The sequence below is a fragment of the Pseudomonas viridiflava genome (assembly GCF_900184295.1).
GTDB lineage: Bacteria > Pseudomonadota > Gammaproteobacteria > Pseudomonadales > Pseudomonadaceae > Aquipseudomonas > Aquipseudomonas viridiflava.
In genome coordinates this window covers 4,796,704-4,813,368 of sequence record NZ_LT855380.1, presented here as the reverse complement: position 1 = coordinate 4,813,368, position 16,665 = coordinate 4,796,704, and the positions used below count along the sequence as shown (strand labels likewise).

Annotated in this window: 18 protein-coding genes; 6 read left to right on the top strand and 12 right to left on the bottom strand. The window is 59.4% G+C overall.

Annotated features, from left to right (window positions below; all coding sequences use genetic code 11):
• Positions 1–46 precede the first annotated feature (46 nt).
• Positions 47–1,009, top strand: a complete 963-nt coding sequence (gene trxB, locus CFBP1590_RS21635) for a thioredoxin-disulfide reductase (RefSeq protein ID WP_004885126.1) — start codon at positions 47–49, stop codon at positions 1,007–1,009.
• A gap of 452 nt (positions 1,010–1,461) precedes the next feature.
• On the opposite strand, the gene CFBP1590_RS21630 is transcribed toward trxB, so the two are convergent.
• The 6 genes from CFBP1590_RS21630 to CFBP1590_RS21605 form a co-directional block, all read right to left on the bottom strand.
• Entirely contained in the window at positions 1,462–1,803 is a 342-nt protein-coding gene (locus tag CFBP1590_RS21630) for a HopJ type III effector protein (protein ID WP_088235893.1), read from the bottom strand.
• Positions 1,796–2,092, bottom strand: a complete 297-nt coding sequence (locus CFBP1590_RS21625; RefSeq protein ID WP_029242254.1) for a DUF1244 domain-containing protein — start codon at positions 2,090–2,092, stop codon at positions 1,796–1,798. Before CFBP1590_RS21625 ends, CFBP1590_RS21630 begins: the two co-directional genes overlap by 8 nt.
• Before the next feature lie 44 nt (positions 2,093–2,136).
• Positions 2,137–2,508 (bottom strand): dihydroneopterin triphosphate 2'-epimerase, encoded by a 372-nt coding sequence (gene folX, locus CFBP1590_RS21620; protein ID WP_029242255.1) that lies wholly within the window; start codon positions 2,506–2,508, stop codon positions 2,137–2,139.
• A gap of 2 nt (positions 2,509–2,510) precedes the next feature.
• The gene (folE, locus tag CFBP1590_RS21615) at positions 2,511–3,071 is read right to left on the bottom strand and encodes a GTP cyclohydrolase I FolE (RefSeq protein WP_088235892.1); all 561 of its coding nucleotides are present in this window, start codon (positions 3,069–3,071) and stop codon (positions 2,511–2,513) included.
• A gap of 21 nt (positions 3,072–3,092) precedes the next feature.
• A complete protein-coding gene (folM, locus tag CFBP1590_RS21610; RefSeq protein ID WP_088236449.1) occupies positions 3,093–3,803 on the bottom strand; it encodes a dihydromonapterin reductase in 711 nt (236 codons plus the stop codon).
• Positions 3,804–4,055: 252 nt separating this feature from the next.
• Complete coding sequence (locus tag CFBP1590_RS21605) at positions 4,056–4,625, bottom strand: putative antibiotic biosynthesis monooxygenase (RefSeq protein WP_004885120.1); 570 nt, start codon at positions 4,623–4,625, stop codon at positions 4,056–4,058.
• Positions 4,626–4,860: 235 nt separating this feature from the next.
• On the opposite strand from CFBP1590_RS21605, the gene CFBP1590_RS21600 reads away from it, so the two are divergent.
• On the top strand, positions 4,861–5,823 hold the full coding sequence (locus tag CFBP1590_RS21600) for a MerR family transcriptional regulator (RefSeq protein ID WP_058432178.1): 963 nt from the start codon (positions 4,861–4,863) through the stop codon (positions 5,821–5,823).
• A 27-nt stretch (positions 5,824–5,850) separates the two neighbouring features.
• Here CFBP1590_RS21600 and CFBP1590_RS21595 read toward each other — a convergent pair whose 3' ends face one another.
• On the bottom strand, positions 5,851–6,456 hold the full coding sequence (locus tag CFBP1590_RS21595; protein ID WP_004885118.1) for a hypothetical protein: 606 nt from the start codon (positions 6,454–6,456) through the stop codon (positions 5,851–5,853).
• A gap of 77 nt (positions 6,457–6,533) precedes the next feature.
• Positions 6,534–6,989: a PAS domain-containing protein gene (locus tag CFBP1590_RS21590; RefSeq protein ID WP_004885117.1), complete on the bottom strand. Its 456-nt coding sequence runs from the start codon at positions 6,987–6,989 to the stop codon at positions 6,534–6,536.
• Between the two features lie 145 nt (positions 6,990–7,134).
• Here CFBP1590_RS21590 and CFBP1590_RS21585 point away from each other — a divergent pair, with 145 nt between their 5' ends.
• The 3 genes from CFBP1590_RS21585 (at position 7,135) to CFBP1590_RS21575 (ending at position 9,411) form a co-directional block, all read left to right on the top strand.
• Positions 7,135–7,587, top strand: a complete 453-nt coding sequence (locus tag CFBP1590_RS21585) for a flavodoxin (protein ID WP_029242258.1) — start codon at positions 7,135–7,137, stop codon at positions 7,585–7,587.
• A gap of 112 nt (positions 7,588–7,699) precedes the next feature.
• Entirely contained in the window at positions 7,700–8,611 is a 912-nt protein-coding gene (locus CFBP1590_RS21580) for an SDR family oxidoreductase (protein WP_088235891.1), read from the top strand.
• Positions 8,612–8,853: 242 nt separating this feature from the next.
• Complete coding sequence (locus CFBP1590_RS21575; protein WP_088235890.1) at positions 8,854–9,411, top strand: hypothetical protein; 558 nt, start codon at positions 8,854–8,856, stop codon at positions 9,409–9,411.
• Between the two features lie 213 nt (positions 9,412–9,624).
• Here CFBP1590_RS21575 and CFBP1590_RS21570 read toward each other — a convergent pair whose 3' ends face one another.
• Positions 9,625–10,428, bottom strand: a complete 804-nt coding sequence (locus tag CFBP1590_RS21570; protein ID WP_088235889.1) for a SirB1 family protein — start codon at positions 10,426–10,428, stop codon at positions 9,625–9,627.
• A gap of 163 nt (positions 10,429–10,591) precedes the next feature.
• On the opposite strand from CFBP1590_RS21570, the gene CFBP1590_RS21565 reads away from it, so the two are divergent.
• The gene (locus CFBP1590_RS21565) at positions 10,592–11,611 is read left to right on the top strand and encodes a Leu/Phe/Val dehydrogenase (protein WP_088235888.1); all 1,020 of its coding nucleotides are present in this window, start codon (positions 10,592–10,594) and stop codon (positions 11,609–11,611) included.
• 55 nt (positions 11,612–11,666) lie between these two features.
• On the opposite strand, the gene CFBP1590_RS21560 is transcribed toward CFBP1590_RS21565, so the two are convergent.
• From CFBP1590_RS21560 to CFBP1590_RS21550, 3 genes are read right to left on the bottom strand one after another with little or no spacing between them, the layout of a single operon-like run.
• Complete coding sequence (locus tag CFBP1590_RS21560; protein WP_025994809.1) at positions 11,667–12,539, bottom strand: alpha-amylase family protein; 873 nt, start codon at positions 12,537–12,539, stop codon at positions 11,667–11,669.
• 34 nt (positions 12,540–12,573) lie between these two features.
• Entirely contained in the window at positions 12,574–14,538 is a 1,965-nt protein-coding gene (locus tag CFBP1590_RS21555; protein WP_088235887.1) for an NfrA family protein, read from the bottom strand.
• The gene (locus tag CFBP1590_RS21550; RefSeq protein WP_088235886.1) at positions 14,535–16,655 is read right to left on the bottom strand and encodes a glycosyl transferase family protein; all 2,121 of its coding nucleotides are present in this window, start codon (positions 16,653–16,655) and stop codon (positions 14,535–14,537) included. Before CFBP1590_RS21550 ends, CFBP1590_RS21555 begins: the two co-directional genes overlap by 4 nt.
• Between the last annotated feature and the right edge of the window lie 10 nt (positions 16,656–16,665).

Here is a 16,665-nt window from a genome sequence, read left to right as displayed (position 1 = left end):
AGCCGTTCCGACCGCGGCGTAAACGGCCGGTCGATAGGAGTGTGTCATGTCAGACGTACGTCATTCCCGAGTGATCATTCTCGGTTCCGGCCCTGCCGGTTACAGCGCTGCGGTGTATGCCGCGCGCGCCAACCTGAAGCCTCTGCTCATCACCGGCATGCAGGCTGGCGGTCAGCTGACCACGACCACTGAAGTCGATAACTGGCCGGGCGACCCGCATGGCCTGACCGGCCCGGTTCTGATGGAGCGCATGCGCGAGCACGCCGAGCGTTTCGAGACCGAGATCGTGTTCGATCACATCAACTCGGTCGATCTGGCAGGCAAGCCGTTCAGCCTGCAGGGCGACAGCGCAACCTACACCTGCGACGCGTTGATCATCGCAACCGGTGCGAGCGCTCGTTACCTGGGCCTGCCCTCGGAAGAAGCGTTCATGGGCAAGGGTGTATCTGCCTGTGCGACCTGCGATGGTTTCTTCTATCGCAACCGCGAAGTGGCGGTGGTCGGTGGCGGTAACACTGCTGTTGAAGAGGCGCTTTATCTGGCCAACATCGCGAGCAAGGTGACGCTGGTTCACCGTCGCGAGACCTTCCGCGCCGAGAAGATCCTGATCGACAAGCTGCATGCGCGCGTCGCGGAAGGCAAGATCGAGCTCAAGCTCAACGCAACGCTGGACGAAGTGCTGGGTGACAACATGGGCGTGACCGGTGCTCGCCTGAAAAACAACGACGGCAGCAGCGACGAACTGAAAGTCGACGGTGTGTTCATCGCCATCGGCCACACGCCGAACACCTCACTGTTCGACGGTCAGTTGGCGTTGAAAGACGGCTACATGGTTGTGCAGGGTGGCCGTGAAGGCAACGCAACTGCCACCAGCGTCGAGGGTGTGTTCGCAGCGGGCGACGTTGCAGACCACGTGTACCGTCAGGCAATCACCTCGGCGGGCGCAGGCTGCATGGCTGCACTGGATGTTGAGCGTTATCTGGACGGCCTGGCCAACGCCTCGTTCTGATTGCGTTCTGCAGACATGAAAAAACCGGCCTTGTGCCGGTTTTTTTGTGGGCTTTATCTCTGACAAGGCGCTGTCGCGCAGCAGACACCGGACCTCGTGGGAGCGGACCGAGCGGCGTTCCGTTTGTCCGCGAATGCAGTATTCCAGTCACTGCATATGCGTTGGATGACTGGCCTTTTCGCGGACAAGTCCGCTCTTATCAAACACCTGCAACCCACTGAAGAAACGCGTTTTTGTGGGAGCGGACTTGTCCGCGAATGCTGTAGTTCAGCCGATGAATATTCGTCGGATGTACTGGCCTTTTCGCGGACAAGTCCGCTCCCACCAAGTTTGCTGCGCGACAGCGCTACGTCGAAGACGTGGTGGCGCCTCCCACAAAAACGTGTTCATCCAGCAGATTACGTGTTGTTTGATAAGAGGCAGCGTGCCGGGAGACAGACCCCCGCCGTACTTCAACCCTTGCGCTTGAGCGGCTTGCCTTCGAACGTCACGCCCGCCAGACCATGCTTGATCAGCGCACGAATATTGCCGTGGTCGCTGCCATCGGGTGTGGCCTGCACGGAACGGTAGTGTTCGCCGAACGCCAGCAGTGCCTCTTCATCGCTCAGGCCTTCCAGCAGGGCCATGCCCAGGGTCTTGCACGAACCTTCGTTCTGGCCCGCCGCGTTGTCGACATCACCGTTACGGAACGCCTGTGGCTGGTAGTCGTAGGTTTCGGCGATGAAGGCGAGGGTGTCGGCAAAGGCGTGTTCGCCGCTGCGCAGACGGGTGCTCAGGGCGTTCAGGTCAGTCATGCTTGGGTTCCTTGGCGAAGGCAGCCTGTTGCTCGGGGCTGGCTTCTTTCTGGTACTGGGCTTTCCACTCGCTGTACGGCATGCCGTAGACCACTTCGCGGGCGTCATCGAGGCTGATGTCGATGTGTTTCTCGTCGGCCGCAGCCTTGTACCATTTGGACAGGCAGTTGCGGCAGAAGCCGGACAGGTTCATCAGGTCGATGTTCTGGACGTCCTTGCGGCTGTCCAGATGCGCCACCAGTCGGCGAAAGGCGGCGGCTTCGAGTTCGAGGCGTTCTTGCTCGGTCATGACGGGCTCTTTTCGGTCAGTAAAGTGACGTCATGATAAGAGTTTCAGCGTTGACCGGCGAGCGTGATCGAGACGGATTCGGCAAAACGCAGCGCGTGCGGCTTGTCGACTTCCACTTCGGCGTAGGTCACCGCCTGATGGCTCATGACCAGATCCAGCACTTCCTGGGTCAACCGCTCAAGCAGCGCGAAGCGATTGCCTTCGACGTGCTGAATGATCGCCTTGGTGATGGTGCGGTAGTTGAGCGCATGTTCGATGTCGTTGTCGCGCACCGCTTCTTGGGCGACATACAGAATCGTCAGGTTGATCAGTACATCCTGCTTGTTGAGAATCTCGTCTTCATTGATACCGATGAACGTGCGCAGTCGCAGGTCCTTGACGCGAATGTGCGCGGTTCCGGGTTCCAGTCGGGCCATCGTTATTTGCTCCTTGCGATCAATTGCAGAAACTCCATGCGCGTCGTGCTGGACTCGCGGAATGCACCCAGCATGACCGACGTGTGCATGGTCGAGTTCTGCTTTTCGACGCCGCGCATCATCATGCACATGTGCTTGGCTTCGATCACCACGGCGACGCCGGAAGCTCCGGTCACTTCCTGAATCGCTTCGGCGATCTGGCGGGTCAGGTTTTCCTGGATCTGCAGGCGTCGGGCGAACATGTCGACGATGCGGGCGATCTTCGACAGACCCAGTACCTTGCCGGTCGGAATGTACGCAACGTGCGCCTTGCCGATGAACGGCAGCAGGTGATGCTCGCACAGCGAATACAGCTCAATGTTCTGGACAATGACCATTTCGTCGTTGTCGGACGCGAACAGTGCGCCATTGACGATTTCTTCAACGCTCTGCGTGTAACCATGACACAGATACTGCATCGCCTTGGCGGCGCGCTTGGGAGTATCCAGAAGGCCTTCGCGTTCCGGGTCTTCACCGAGGCCGACCAGAATGTCTCGATAATGCTGTGGCAGGGATAAGCTCATCAGATTGATCCTCGGGGCGGCCTACTTGACGTGCCGTCCACCGTTTACGGTCAGTGTGGTGCCGGTGACATAAGTGGAGTCCAGAAGGTAACGCAGGCTCTGGTAGATCACTTCTGCACCCGGCTCTATGCCCAGCGCCGATTTGGCGAGGACGTTGGCGCGGTACGCTGCGTCGTCCGTGGGTTGAAACATCAGCAATGCCGGAGCAATGCCGTTGACCTTGATGCGCGGTGCGAGCCGCGCGGCAAACGACAGGGTCAGGCTTTCCAGGCCTGCCTTGCTGGCGCAATACGCGATGTGCTTGCTGCTGCCCTTGCGAGTGACGTCATCGCTGATGTGAACGATGTCGGCCACCTCGCTGGCGTGCAGCAGTGGCGCGCAGTGCAGGTTGATGAGGTAGGGCGCAAGCATGTGTACGTTGAACATCCTGCTGAACTGCCCGGCTTCATCGCCTGGTGTTTCAGCGAGCCACTCGGAGGCGTTGTGCACGATGGCCCGCAGGCTGTCGGTGTGGTCTTTGAGTGCTTCGATAAACGCCATGATGCCCGCTTCGCTGGAGAAATCGCCTTGCAGGGCGAGAGCACCTGCCCGGCGCAATTCATCGATACCGGGCCGCTCGCTGCGATAGCTGACGATCACAGGATGGCCCTGCTCCAGCAGACGCTGCGCACAATGCAGGCCCACTCGCTGGCTGGCGCCGGTGATCAGAATCGGTGCAGAAGAAAAGTCCATCGGCAGTTCACGCATCATGTCGGTAAGAGGGTGTTTGCTAGCCAGCCTGAGGAAACGACCTACATTAAAGTGTTGCTCAGACTGACAGCAAACTTATACCAGAGGATTTTTTTGTACAACCCTGATCAGCGCGAATCACACGTTCTTCGAGCGGGCGGGGCGTCTAATATGGGAAAAACAAGCGGCTTGATCGATTTTTGCGCGCGAGCAAGACCTGTACCGTCTGAATGGTTTTGTACAGGTCTTGTCGGGTTATCGGGAGGACGCGGAGTGGGTTCGGCGTGACGCTGCGGTTGGCGAAGTCTGTAGCCAGGGTGCCAAAAGGCGTGTGGACAGCGGTATGAACAGATAGACCATCAGCGGCGTCAGGATTGCAGTGCTGATCATGATGCGTGGCAGCAGGTCGAGATGATTGAGCAGCGGACCCAGCAGAAAATTGAAAATCAGCGAAACCGGAAAGAATGCCAGCCAGATGGCGACAGCCTGTTTCCAACGCGGCGGGCGTTGATCGGCAGCGCCGAACCAGCCGTCTATGCCACTCACACGATGTTCCGAGGGTTGCGCGAACAGCCCGCTGCCGCGCACCAGCCAGGAGCGTCGTGAAGCAGAATGCTCCCAGGCGTGCATGGTCTGCTCGTCGGTAAAGCGGAAAATGATCTGGAATTCGTCATCGCCAGGCGGCGGAGCGAGTACGCCGGAACCCAGATAGCCGGGAAAGTCGGTGGCCAGTTGTTCGCCTTCGTGCAGCCAGGCCATCATTTCCTGATAGCGGCCATGGGCGACACGGCGTGCAACCATCAAGGTGACGGGTGAGGTAGACATTGTGTATCTCCGGTAGAGGCGTGAGGTTCCCGGGTAGGGAGGTCACATGGCGCGGCGCCGGGGTGGTGGGCCGCGTCAGCTTCACTCAGAAGCAAGCAAGGATTATTCCTGAATCCGTTTAAAACACGTAGAACTTTGTAGTCGCTCGCTGGCCTCAATTTCTGACGCCCGGCGCTATAGACCGTTCGACGGCGCTGTTTACAATGCGTCGCACAAATACAAGTGATAACCCGGCATGACCCAACCTATTGATCACCCCCTTGTCCGGAAAGATCCCGACGAGGATTTCAGGCAACAAGAGCTTTATCCGATTCGCGAGGTTGCCCGTCTGACCGGCGTCAACCCGGTCACGCTGCGCGCATGGGAGCGTCGGTACGGCCTGATTCAGCCAACGCGCACCGAGAGTGGGCATCGGCTGTATTCGCAGTCCGACATCGAAACCGTACGCAGCATTCTCGACTGGATAGAGCGGGGCGTGGCTGTCAGCAAGATCGGCAAGATCCTGGCCCGCAGCGAAAGTACTCGCAGTCAGTCGTCACCGTCGGAGAATCCGCTGTCCCGAGCGGACTGGACGCAGTGGCAGAGTCAGCTGAGGCAGGCTATCGGCATGTTCGACGAGCGTCGCCTGGAGCAACTCTACGGGCAGATTTTCTCGACCTATTCACTCGTGGTGGTGTTCGAAGACATTCTGATGCCGCTGTGGCGGGAGGTGATGCTCAATCAGAATACGTTCGGGCATACCAGCGAAGGGTTGTTCTTCGATACCTTTCTGCGCGGCAGGGTGCTGCAGCGGCTGCAACTGGCCAACGATTCGGCAAAGGGCGTGGTGGTGCTGGCCGCTCTGTCTTCTCAGGACCGGGAGCTTGAGTTGTCGGTTGCAGGATTGTTCATGGGGAGTGCGGAGATTGCCATTAGAGTGCTGGCTATCGGTCAGCCTTTTGACGAGCTGAGTCTGGTCTGCGAACGGGTCGGGTCTCTGGCGCTGGTGCTGTTTTCCAGCACGTCATTTGCCGTTGATCTGCCAAAGCGTCTGAACAGACTGGCATTGACGCTGGAATGCCCGGTACTGCTTGCAGGGGAAGTGTCGCACTTCGTTCAGGAGGGGCTTGCCGGATCTACAATCGCCTGCCTTGGCAGTGATGGTCGTTCGATGAATCGTTTGCTCAAGCAGTTTCTGGCGGGGCAGATGGACAGCTGACAGCGTGTCCCGGGTAACGACCAGGCGTCACTGATGCAGGGAAGGGTGCATGCGCCGATGTTCCTGCAGGATGTATTGACGCAGGCGCTCCGAATCTTCCTTGCTGTGCTGGCTCAGGCGGTAGGCACCCAGATTGTTGTCCTTCAATCGCTCAAGCTTGCCGCGCATGGCGATAGGCGCTTGTCCCACCGGATTGAACCAGGCGGCAAAGTGCTTGGGCAGCTTGCCCTGCTTTCTGCTCTCAAGCAGAACGCCCTTGAACGACAGCTCGTGAACCCACAGGGACGTCAGCGAGCCTTTTTCAGTCTCCAGGGGCACCGGCTCTTCCAGGACCAGACGCCAGGGACGAATCTGCGGACCTTCTTCGAAGATGCTGGGCGCACCCAGTTCAAGGTGCAGGGCGTGGAACTCGTCTTCGACCAGGTGCAGCGGAAAATTCATTTGCTGATTTTCGAACTGGGCGTGGATCGTGACCTGCTCGTGGGCTGCCAGCCGGGTCAGCAAATCCTGAATCTGTACGCCGCCATTGACCAGCAGACTGCGCGTGCTGTCACGCACGTTCAGTTTGGGGTTGCGATGCATGCTCTGGATGAAATCCAGCTCAGCTTGCGTCAATAGGGAATCAGGTTGCATGAGGAGACTCGAACTAACAGGCAATTGATGAAGAAGACCTTTTGATCTGCACAGCGTTCCTGCCGCTCGTCGTATTTTCAGCTATTTCCCGATTTCAATGCTTCAATTTCTGCCTTGGCCTCTGCCAACTGGTCCACAAGTTCTTTGATCCGTTGCTCATTCTGGACCTGAACGGTGACATCTTTTTGAATCCCGATGTAATACATGAGCTGGTTGGCTTCGTTGCGCACTGGCGTGATCGACAGCTCATTCCAGAACGTGCTGCCGTCCTTGCGATAGTTACGCAGTATCTGACGGCATGCCTGGCCACTGCGTATGGCTTTCTGAATGGCCTCGAGTGCTTCCTGCTGACGGTCGGTGGCCTGTAGAAACCGGCAATCCTGATACAGCACTTCTTCCACGCTGTAGCCGGTCAGGGCGGCAAAACCCTTGTTGGCATAGATGAGGATGTTGTCGTCGCCTTCCTGCTCGGCCACGACAATACCGTCGGTCGATGCATCTATGACCAGTTGCAGCAATTTTGCGTTGATCATCACGTGGCATTCCCGAGCAGATTTCACCGTCGCATTCTAGGGCCTGTCGTCGCTTCAGTGCGAGCCGTGTCACTTGACGGGGCTGAAATACCAAAGGCCTCTGGGGCATACTGTCGCCCTTTTTCAAGCTGCCAGAGGATGAGTCATGAGAATCGCGATTGTGTGCGGTTCGGTCTACGGATCGGCCGAAGAAGTGGCCCGGCATGCAGGCGGGCTGCTGCGCGCAGCAGGTCACGAGACGCTGCTCAACCCTCGCATCACCCTGCCTGAGCTGTTGGCCTTCGAGCCGCAGGCCTTGCTGGCCGTGACCTCGACCACCGGCATGGGAGAGCTGCCCGACAACATCATGCCGATCTACTCCCAGTTGCGTGACCAGTTGCCTGCTGCGCTGCGCGGCTTGCCCGGCGGGGTCATCGGTTTGGGTGACGCGAGTTACGGCGATACGTTCTGCGCAGGCGGTGAGCAACTGCGTGAGTTGTTTGCCGAGTTGGGCGTCAGTGAAGTGCAGGCCATGCTGCAACTGGATGCCAGCGAAAGCGTCACGCCTGAGAGCGATGCCGAGCCCTGGCTGGCTGATTTCATCAAGCACCTGGGCTGAATCCATCCCGCTGCGTTATTGAGCACCATTCAGCCGCGGCTGTATTCATTGTGGACGGCGTCCTGCTGGTCAACACTCAGTGGATTACATCCCTTTGACAGTGGAGCCAGCAATGAGCGAATCCGTGCGTTTTGAAGACAAGGTAGTCATCGTGACGGGAGCGGGCGGAGGTCTTGGGCGTGCTCACGCACTGCTGTTCGCGAAACACGGTGCTCGGGTGGTCGTCAATGATCTGGGCGGATCGGCGCAGGGTGAGGGTGCCAACGCCTCGGCGGCCGACCGTGTGGTGGCAGAGATCCGCGAAGCAGGAGGCACGGCGGTCGCCAATCACGACTCGGTGACCGACGGCGGCCACATTGTGCAGCACGCCCTCGATGCTTTCGGCCGCATCGATGTTGTGGTCAACAATGCCGGTATTCTGCGCGACAAGTCCTTCGCCAAAATGGAGGATGCCGACTGGGATCTGGTTTACCGGGTTCACGTGGAAGGCGCCTACAAAGTCACGCATGCCGCCTGGCCGTACTTGCGTGAGCAGAATTTCGGTCGGGTGATCTTCACTTCTTCGACCTCGGGTATTTACGGCAACTTCGGCCAGTCCAACTACGGGATGGCCAAGCTCGGGCTGTACGGTCTGACCCGCACGCTTGCACTGGAAGGCCGCAAGAACGGCATCCTGGTCAACGCCATCGCGCCAACCGGCGGCACACGCATGACCGAGGGCCTGATACCGGCCAACGTATTCGAGCTGCTCAAGCCCGAGCTGGTCAGCCCGCTGGTGGTGTACCTGGGCAGTGACGGCTGCCAGGAAAGCGGCAGCCTGTTCGAAGTGGGGGGCGGCTGGATCGGCAAGGTTCGCTGGGAACGCAGCCTGGGCGCCTGCTTCGATCCGCATGCAGGCTTCAGCCCTGAGGATGTCGCCGAACACTGGCAAACCATCGGCAATTTCGACGACGCGGCGCATCCGGTGGATAACATCGACGCGTTGAAGGAGATGATGGCCAATCTGCAAAAATATGTGAGGTGACGCCCGTATTCAGCTTGTTCACATGCAGGGCAGAGCTATTTTCTCGGCCCTGTGATGCCGTTTTTTATTTCTCTAAAGTTGATTCTTTGTAAGTCCATAGTTTGAAGTTGAGGATTAGTTACCGTTCTCTGTAAGAATTGTCCGGTGCAGTTGTAAGTTTGGTACGGATTTTTGAGGCTCTATCAATAAATACCTTTTCACTCCGATATGACGGTTGAACGTATTCATTATCGGAGTAGCCCATGGCCGGATCCATCTGGGGTGATTTGCCACCTTTCACCGTTAAAATGCCCGAAGCGCGCGCCGTTATTAAAGCGCACAAGGTTCAGATCAGTCAGGTGCTGCGAGAGGTCGGGGAAAATGCGCTTGCGCTCAACTCGTTAGCGATGGGAAAACGCAAGATGAAGCCGATGTTCAAGGACTTCAACCCGGAGCAGATCACCCCCAAGGACTTGAGCAGAGCGGGGATGGTGCTGTTCAAAGCCGGTTTTATCGATAATCACACAGCCGAACTCATGAGCCGCGCCGGTGACGAGTTTGACAATAAAGGTAATGTGCTTAATCCGGACAGGGAAATCAATGCACTGGAATTCTTCGCCGGCCGTATTGTGGACATGAAAGAAAAGTCCGCTTGGGGGGACCCCTACGCCAAACTGCTATTACCGGATTACATTCGAACCATTCATATTATCCAAAACCTCGCGGCGTTTGCCCAGTCCGGCGACAGTTATGACATGCGCAAGTTTGAAGCGTTGGAAAAGGAAGGCTCCAAACAGAGCAAGCATTATATAAAAGGGTGACCGTGCGGCCAGATAATAAGCTGCGCAAAAAAAACCGCCGCACAGCAAACTGTGCAGCGGTTAATGGAAGTTGATTCAGGGGAGCTGAAAAACAACGTCTTCAAGGGGGAGAAGGTTAGCGTCCCTGACGCGTTTGAAACATCCTCGGACAGGATATGCAGCGTTACCCGAGCGGTAACAATACGCAGGCCTCGGCGTATGTCAGGCAGACGGTCAATGCACACTTCGGTGAGATGGTAACTGGCTCAGGCGTTCGGTGAGCTTGAGTCGCTGTATCGGGTCGTCACTGAGCAGCAAAGCATGCTGCAGATCGAAGCGCTCGGCCTGTGGGCATTCCAGTGACTGATAAAGGCTGGCGCGAGCCATGTGATCGCTGCTCGTAGCCTGGCCCAGTTCGACGATCCGGTCCGCATCCTTGAGAGCCGCGATCAGGTCATCATTGATGATGTGCAGATGCCTCAGGTTGCGCGACAGCCGCTGCAGCATGTTCACGGGCGTGGCCCGCATCATGTGCACGGCCTGCAGCTGCATGGTGGGTCCGAACTGACGCACCAGCAGCTCGCGGCAATCTCTGGGGTACAGCCTGCGGCCGCCACAGGGGTCCAGCAGGTGATCCGCGCCCGGCACACGCAGCAGGAAGTGTCCGGGGAAGTTGACACCTTCCATCGCGATATCCAGCCGTCTTGCAATCTCCATGGCCACCAGCGCGAGCCCCAGTGGCTGACCACGACGACGTTGCACCACCTTGTGCAGCAACGCCGAGTCGGGCCTGGGCGGGTTCCAGTCATCCTGTTGAAAGCCCAGGGCGCTGAGCTGGCGCAAGAGCAACTGGGCCAGCTCGCAGGCTGGAGCCACCGGCAGTGCCGCGTCAATTCGGTGCTGCAACAGATCGATCTCGGCCATGAGTTCGTGACGGGGGAAGTGCGCGTCATGTTCGGTCGACACCCACAACGCGGCTTCGAAGACCGAAGGCGGTGTGCGTTGCAGGCAGTCCAGGCAATGCTGACGTGGAGTCATTGACCCCTCCGTGCTGACAGATTGGGTAAAAGCGTGCTGTTCTGATTCCTTTTAGCCCTGCCGACGTATTTCGTCCAGCACCGCTTGTATCTGCCTGAGCGGTCGATTGTTTTTCCGGGCCAGCGCCTATACTCGCCTGACATAAGAAGGGGGAGCACACCGCATGTTCGCTCTCATGCAACAGTCACGTGCCGAGGCGCTGCATCTGGTGTGCGATCCGGATGCAGGATTGAAAGCCGTTATCGCCATTCACAGCAGCCGCCTGGGACCTGCACTGGGCGGATGCCGCTACCTGACCTATCCAGACGAAGATAGCGCGATAGAAGATGCCATTCAATTGGCAAGAAGCATGAGCTACAAGGCGGCCCTCGCCGGTCTGCCGATGGGGGGCGGCAAGGCGGTGATCATGCGAGCCGCGCAGCGCGTCGAACGGCCGGCATTGTTCGAAGCCTTTGGGCGCTTTGTCGAAACCCTTCAGGGCCGTTACATCACCGCTGTCGACAGCGGCACGTCCAGTGTCGACATGGATTGTGTTGCGCTCAGTACCCGGCATGTCACCAGCACCAGCGACGCAGGCGACCCGTCGATCAGCACAGCGATGGGCATGTTCACCGGCATTCGGGCCACGGCCATGGCGCGTCTGGGCAGCGATAATCTGGAAGGGTTGCGCGTTGCGATTCAGGGGCTGGGTCATGTGGGATATCCGCTGGCCGCTCTGCTGCATGCCGCTGGAGCCGAATTACTGGTGAGCGATCTGGACAGCGATAAGGTGCAACGGGCAATGACGCAACTCGATGCGCACCCCATTGCGTGCGAAGCGCTGCTAAGTACGCCGTGCGACATTCTTGTACCCTGCGGTCTGGGGCATGTATTGAACTGCAAGAGCGTTGCGCAGTTGCGTTGTGCAGCCGTCGCGGGTGCGGCGAACAACCAGTTGACCAGCCTTCAGGTGGCTGACCAGCTGGAAGCCCGGGGGATCCTGTATGCACCGGATTACGTCATCAATTCGGGAGGGCTGATTTACGTTGCGCTGAAACACAACGGCGAAGAGCAGGGCACGATCGATCGCCATCTTTCCCGCATCGGGATGCGACTGACCGAGGTCTTCGCCCACTCGCAGGCGGAAAAACGGTCACCAGCCCGCATTGCCGATGCATTGGCAGAGCGGCTGTTGAATGAGTGATGCCTCCCACGGTCCGGGTTCGCTCACCTGAGACTGGAGCGCAGGGAGTTAAAGGCTATTTCCTCAGTGCCTTGACCAGCGCAGGCGTTACGTAATGCGGGCCGTCGAACAGGTACAAGGGGTAGCCGTCATAGGCGGCAAGCTGTGGCTTCAACTCGGCAGCCGTCGCCGAGCGAAAGCCGCCGCCGACCTGCGGGCGAAACGCTTCGACGATGATCCTCACCCGGTTCTTGCCCAGCCGTGTGCGCAAGGCATCGGCGTAAGTGCGGGCGACCGGCGCGGTGCGGGCGTATACGCCCACGCCGTCCTGAAAGAATACGCCGATGTCATCCGGCAGCCAGGTTTTCAGCCAGTCGGCGGTCGCGGCAGGGCCAATGTTGGCGCCATCGTAGACGCTGATCCATAACGGCCTTGGCAGCTTTGCCAGCAGCGCGGGCAGTTCTTTGGCGCGGCTCCAGCTTGGATCGACCTCAGCGGGGAAATACCACCCGGTGATATTAAGTGGCGTCTTGACCTTGGCCAGTTGCGCCGACAGCACCGCCAGTTGCTCGATATTGTCCCGCGACTGGTTTTCGCTGAAATGCCCGGCCAGCCCGAGAATCACATCCTGTGCCCAGGGCTCCTTGCCGATGCGTGACCAATCCGGCAGGACTGGCACTGTGGGCAGCGTTGTACCGGGAATGAATGCCTGGTTATCCACCGCCGTCCATTGCACCAGCAGCTCCCGTGCGCCAAGCCTGTCCCAGTCTCCCTCGATGTCCACCGTTGCGTTGTCCGGCTGCCAGACGATGCCGACAATCTGCGAGCCTTTGGAAGGAAACAGCTGACCCAATTCGCCCGTCACAATACCGAGCGCACCGATCAGCAGAGCCACCAGCGAGGTCTTGATCAAGGGCCTTCCCTGTAACAGCGAAATCAGACCCTTCAAGCATTGTTCCTCGTTGCACTTTGCGCCAGTACGATCACCATGAGAATGTCATGCGTGCGAACACACCCTGAGCGCGGTCATCGCCAAATACCTTCTCCCGGTACTGCACGGAGACGTCGACATAGGATTGCGGCGCCTTGTACTTGTCCTCACGGAACCAGTAGCGCACGCCTGTGCCGACACCCAGCCCGCCCGCATTATCGGACGAGGTGCGGTTGCGACCCAGTGCATCGACTTCGCTGCGCATCTTCGAGTCGTAGTCCACGGCGGCGACCACATGCGGGAACACCACCAGCCTTGGACTGATGCTGTCGATGCGGAAACTGCGGCCGACCTGCCATTCGCTGTTGAAGTAATTGCGCTTGTCCTGCAGATAGCGACCGCCTTCCATGTACAGCTGTGAGGTCCACCAGCTCGGCACATCCACTCGCAGATCGGTACCGATGCTGGAACCGTAGCCCAGCCGCACCAGCCAGTCGCCGTCGATATTGGAACTGCCAAGCGGAAAGGTCCGTTCCAGCGCGCCGATGACGTTGACACGGCTGAACGGCTTGACCCGCACCCCGAGCGCGCCTTGCAAGGCATCCGCGCCGGTGTCGGCACTGCTTTCCTTGCTCCACAGCGTATCGGTCACGCGGCCGTACAGCTCGACAAAGCGCGCGTTGCGGTAGCCGAACGGCCGCCAGAAGATTTCGGTGCTGTTCTGCACGCTGTCACTGTTGCTGCTCGGCGCGCCATTCAGGCCGCTGGAAGTGCTGGCACCGCGATAAGTCGTGGTGTTGGTCACGCCCCATTCGCGGGACAGGTCGGACACCGCCCGGCGGGTGTCGAACACCTGCTGGTCCGGCATCTGCAGATCACCGGTCTGTTGGTAATCCAGCACGCGTCGGAAATAGGCAATCGCCTGTGCGTCATCCGAGTTACGCATGGCCGTGTAGGCGGCGTCCTGAACTTCCTTAGGCTTGAGCCAGACCTGCCGGTCCACACGCTTGAACTCGTTCAACGCACCGCGATCATCGCCTGCCTGGCTGAGCAGGTAGGCAAGCTGCACTTCGTCACCCGGTTGCAACTGTCCCGAGTCGCGGGCCTGCTGCATTCGCTGCATGGCCTCGTTGGGTTGTCCCATCGCGGCATACAACGAAGCCTGTTCGCGCAGAGGCAGATTGCCGACGGCCAGTGCCTGGGCAAAATCCTGGCGCGCTCCAGAGCTGTCGCCCAGTCGCTGGCGCATCTGCCCGCGCTGAACGAGCAGGGTCGCATCGTTGCCATTGAGCGCCAGCGCTTCAGTCGCCGCAGAACGTGCCTCGCCATATTGCTGTTGGGCAATCAGCGCGCTGACCAGCAGTTTTCGATAAGCCACTTGTTGCGGGAAGCGGCGCACGGCATCACGGGCTTCGCTCAACGCTGTTTCGTTGTCGTCTCGGGCCAATGCGGCATAGCCACGGGCAGCCGTATTGGCTGCAAGCTGCTCCTCGATCGCCTGTCGACGTCGGTCCAACGCCGGTTGCGGTCCGACAGCCTGAACGGCGTCGTCGATTGCCACTTGAGCCTCTTCTAGGCGCTGTTGACGTTGCAGCGCTTCGATCAGCATCATGCGGTAATCGAGGTTCTTCGGTGCCTGACCGATGGCCTTGCGGGCATGCAGCGCCGAACCCGCGTAGTCTCGGTTGGCGTAGGCGCGCAGGGCGAGATTGCCTTCCAGATAACCGGGTTTTGGTCGGGCGGCAGGGTAGCGTTGCGGGTGATCGCGTCGTTCCTTGTCACGCTCGGCCAGCGCGATCAGCGTGCGCAACTGGTCAGCATCCTCACGCTGACGCAAGGCTTCGCGGGCCTTGGCGATGGCCAGGTCGTAATCCTTGCGGTTGTAGGCCGCATACGCTTCGTTGGCGACGGCGTAGGCCGGGCCGGTCAACGGCAGCGGCAGGATTTCGGCCTGACTGAACGGCGAACACAGGCTCAGGCCAGTCGTCATCAGCGACAGAATCAACGGGCGCTTCATAGCGGCTGCTCCGGGAGTGCGTCAGTTCGGTAAAGGTCGTGCTGACGTGCCACTGCGTGCTCGATGGTTTCGCGAGGCAGCACGCCGATGTCCACCAGGTAATCACCGATCCGGCCGTGGACATGCGGTTTGTAGCCGAGCATGGCCTTGCTGAACACGTCGCGGTCCAGCAATCCCTGCTCGATCAGCAGGTCGCCCAGCAACGGCGTGGCGGCAGGCAATGGCTGACCACCGACGGCTTGCAGCAAGCGCAGTTGCGCGACGATCTCGCTTTCACGGGCGATCAGCTGCACAGGTTCTGCACCCAGTTGTTCGGTGATCTGTTGCAGACCTTCTTCGGTCAACGGGCTGGCAACGGCGATTTCCTGCCGCCCCTGAATGGCGACAGACAGTGGAACGGCGCGCCAGCGCAGACAGAATTCGTCTGCGAGAGGCGAGTCGGCAGCGCGTTTGCTCGCGATGTCAAACACCCGGGGCAGGTCGCTCTGAAAGGCAATCGCTTCAGCCAGGGTTTCATCGTCGAGCCAGCCGTGGCTCAACAGGATGCGGCCCAACGGCAGCCTGCGGGTCTGTTGTTCGACCAGCGCGGTCTGCAGTTTCTCGTCGTTGATGGCTTGCCACGACAGCAGCACGCTGCCCAGCCGACGCGGCGCGATGGCGACCAGGTCGGTGGACGGGAAGTCGTGCATGGTCTTGTCCCACGCCAGCTTGCGATTGAGCAGCTTGCCCACCAGAAACATCCGCCAGGCCCGCGCCGCAGCCATGAAGTTGACGAAGTTACCGACCACCATGCGCGGCAGTGACAGCAGGCCGTGTTGCCAGCCGTACAGAATCGTCGTGAAATAGAAGCGGTGCACCATTCGCCAGAGCAGCGCAATGCCGTTGGCCACCAGCAGGTATTTGATGAGGCCATTGGTTTCGAATGGCGTCGGGAAACTGGTGTTCCACAGCCCGCTGGCGCGCAACACGATCAGCGCCACCAACTGCACCAGAATGAGGTAGGCAATGATGCTGATGAACGAAGTCACCACGCCCTTGCGGTCGCGAAACAACAGGTAGCGGTTGGCAAGCGAACCGCTCCAGCCCATCTGCTCCCAGCCTTGCAGGCCGATGCCCAGCGTCCAGCGAGCCTTCTGGCGAAACGCGGTGCGAAAGGTGTCCGGGAAAAACTCGCGAACACACAGCGGCATTTCCAGCGTCGACTCATACGGCTTGCGAAACCAGGATTTGCGCAAGACGCGAAACTGCACCGGGAAGCGTACGAAAATCGCCTGCATGCCGTACTTCGCCAGACGCGCGCCGACGTCGTAGTCCTCGGTCAGGCTTTCGGTGTTGAACGGCTGATTCTGGTTTTCGTCGGCCAGGACCATCAGGGCCCGACGCGAAAAACAGGTGCCCACGCCTGCGGACGGGACGGTATCGGTCATGCTTTCACGCACCACCAGATCCTTGCCGTGCCACTCGGCGAACTCGTCCATGTAGGTGCCCGCCACCCATTCGTACCAGTTGCGTTCCAGCGACACGACCGGCAGCTGGATCATGTCCTTGCGTGGCAGCAGGTAGTTGAACAGGCGCAGTTCCAGCGGGTGCAGCACGTCTTCGCTGTCATGCAGGATGGTCCCGGCGAACTGCATGGCATGGGTTTTCTCGTAGAGAAAGATCGCCTGGATCACCCAGTTCAGGCAGTCGGCCTTGCAAGTCGGGCCGTCATGAGGCACTTCAACGCGGTGCAGTTGTTTGTAGCGACGACGCATGCGCTCCACTTCATCGATGGTGCGCTGGTCGTTGATGTAGGTGCCGACGAACACCACGTAGTTCTGATAGTCGAGGGTCGACACCATGTTCTCGATCATCGGCGCAATGACGTCGTATTCCAGCCACGCCGGCACCATGATCGCCAGCGGCTGTTCGTCACGGGCCATCAACTGCTCGGCAGTCAGTGGCCGGTAGCGGCGTTCGGCGGTGAACTTGCGGTACAGGCGTCTGGCCCAGTACCAGACATCGATGATCAGGTCATCGATGCTCGACACCAGAATGATCAGGCCGACGACGATGGTCGCGACTTCCAGCACGCTGTAGTAATGGGCCAGCCAGTACGGCCAATAGAGCGACGTCATTGGGGCGTCC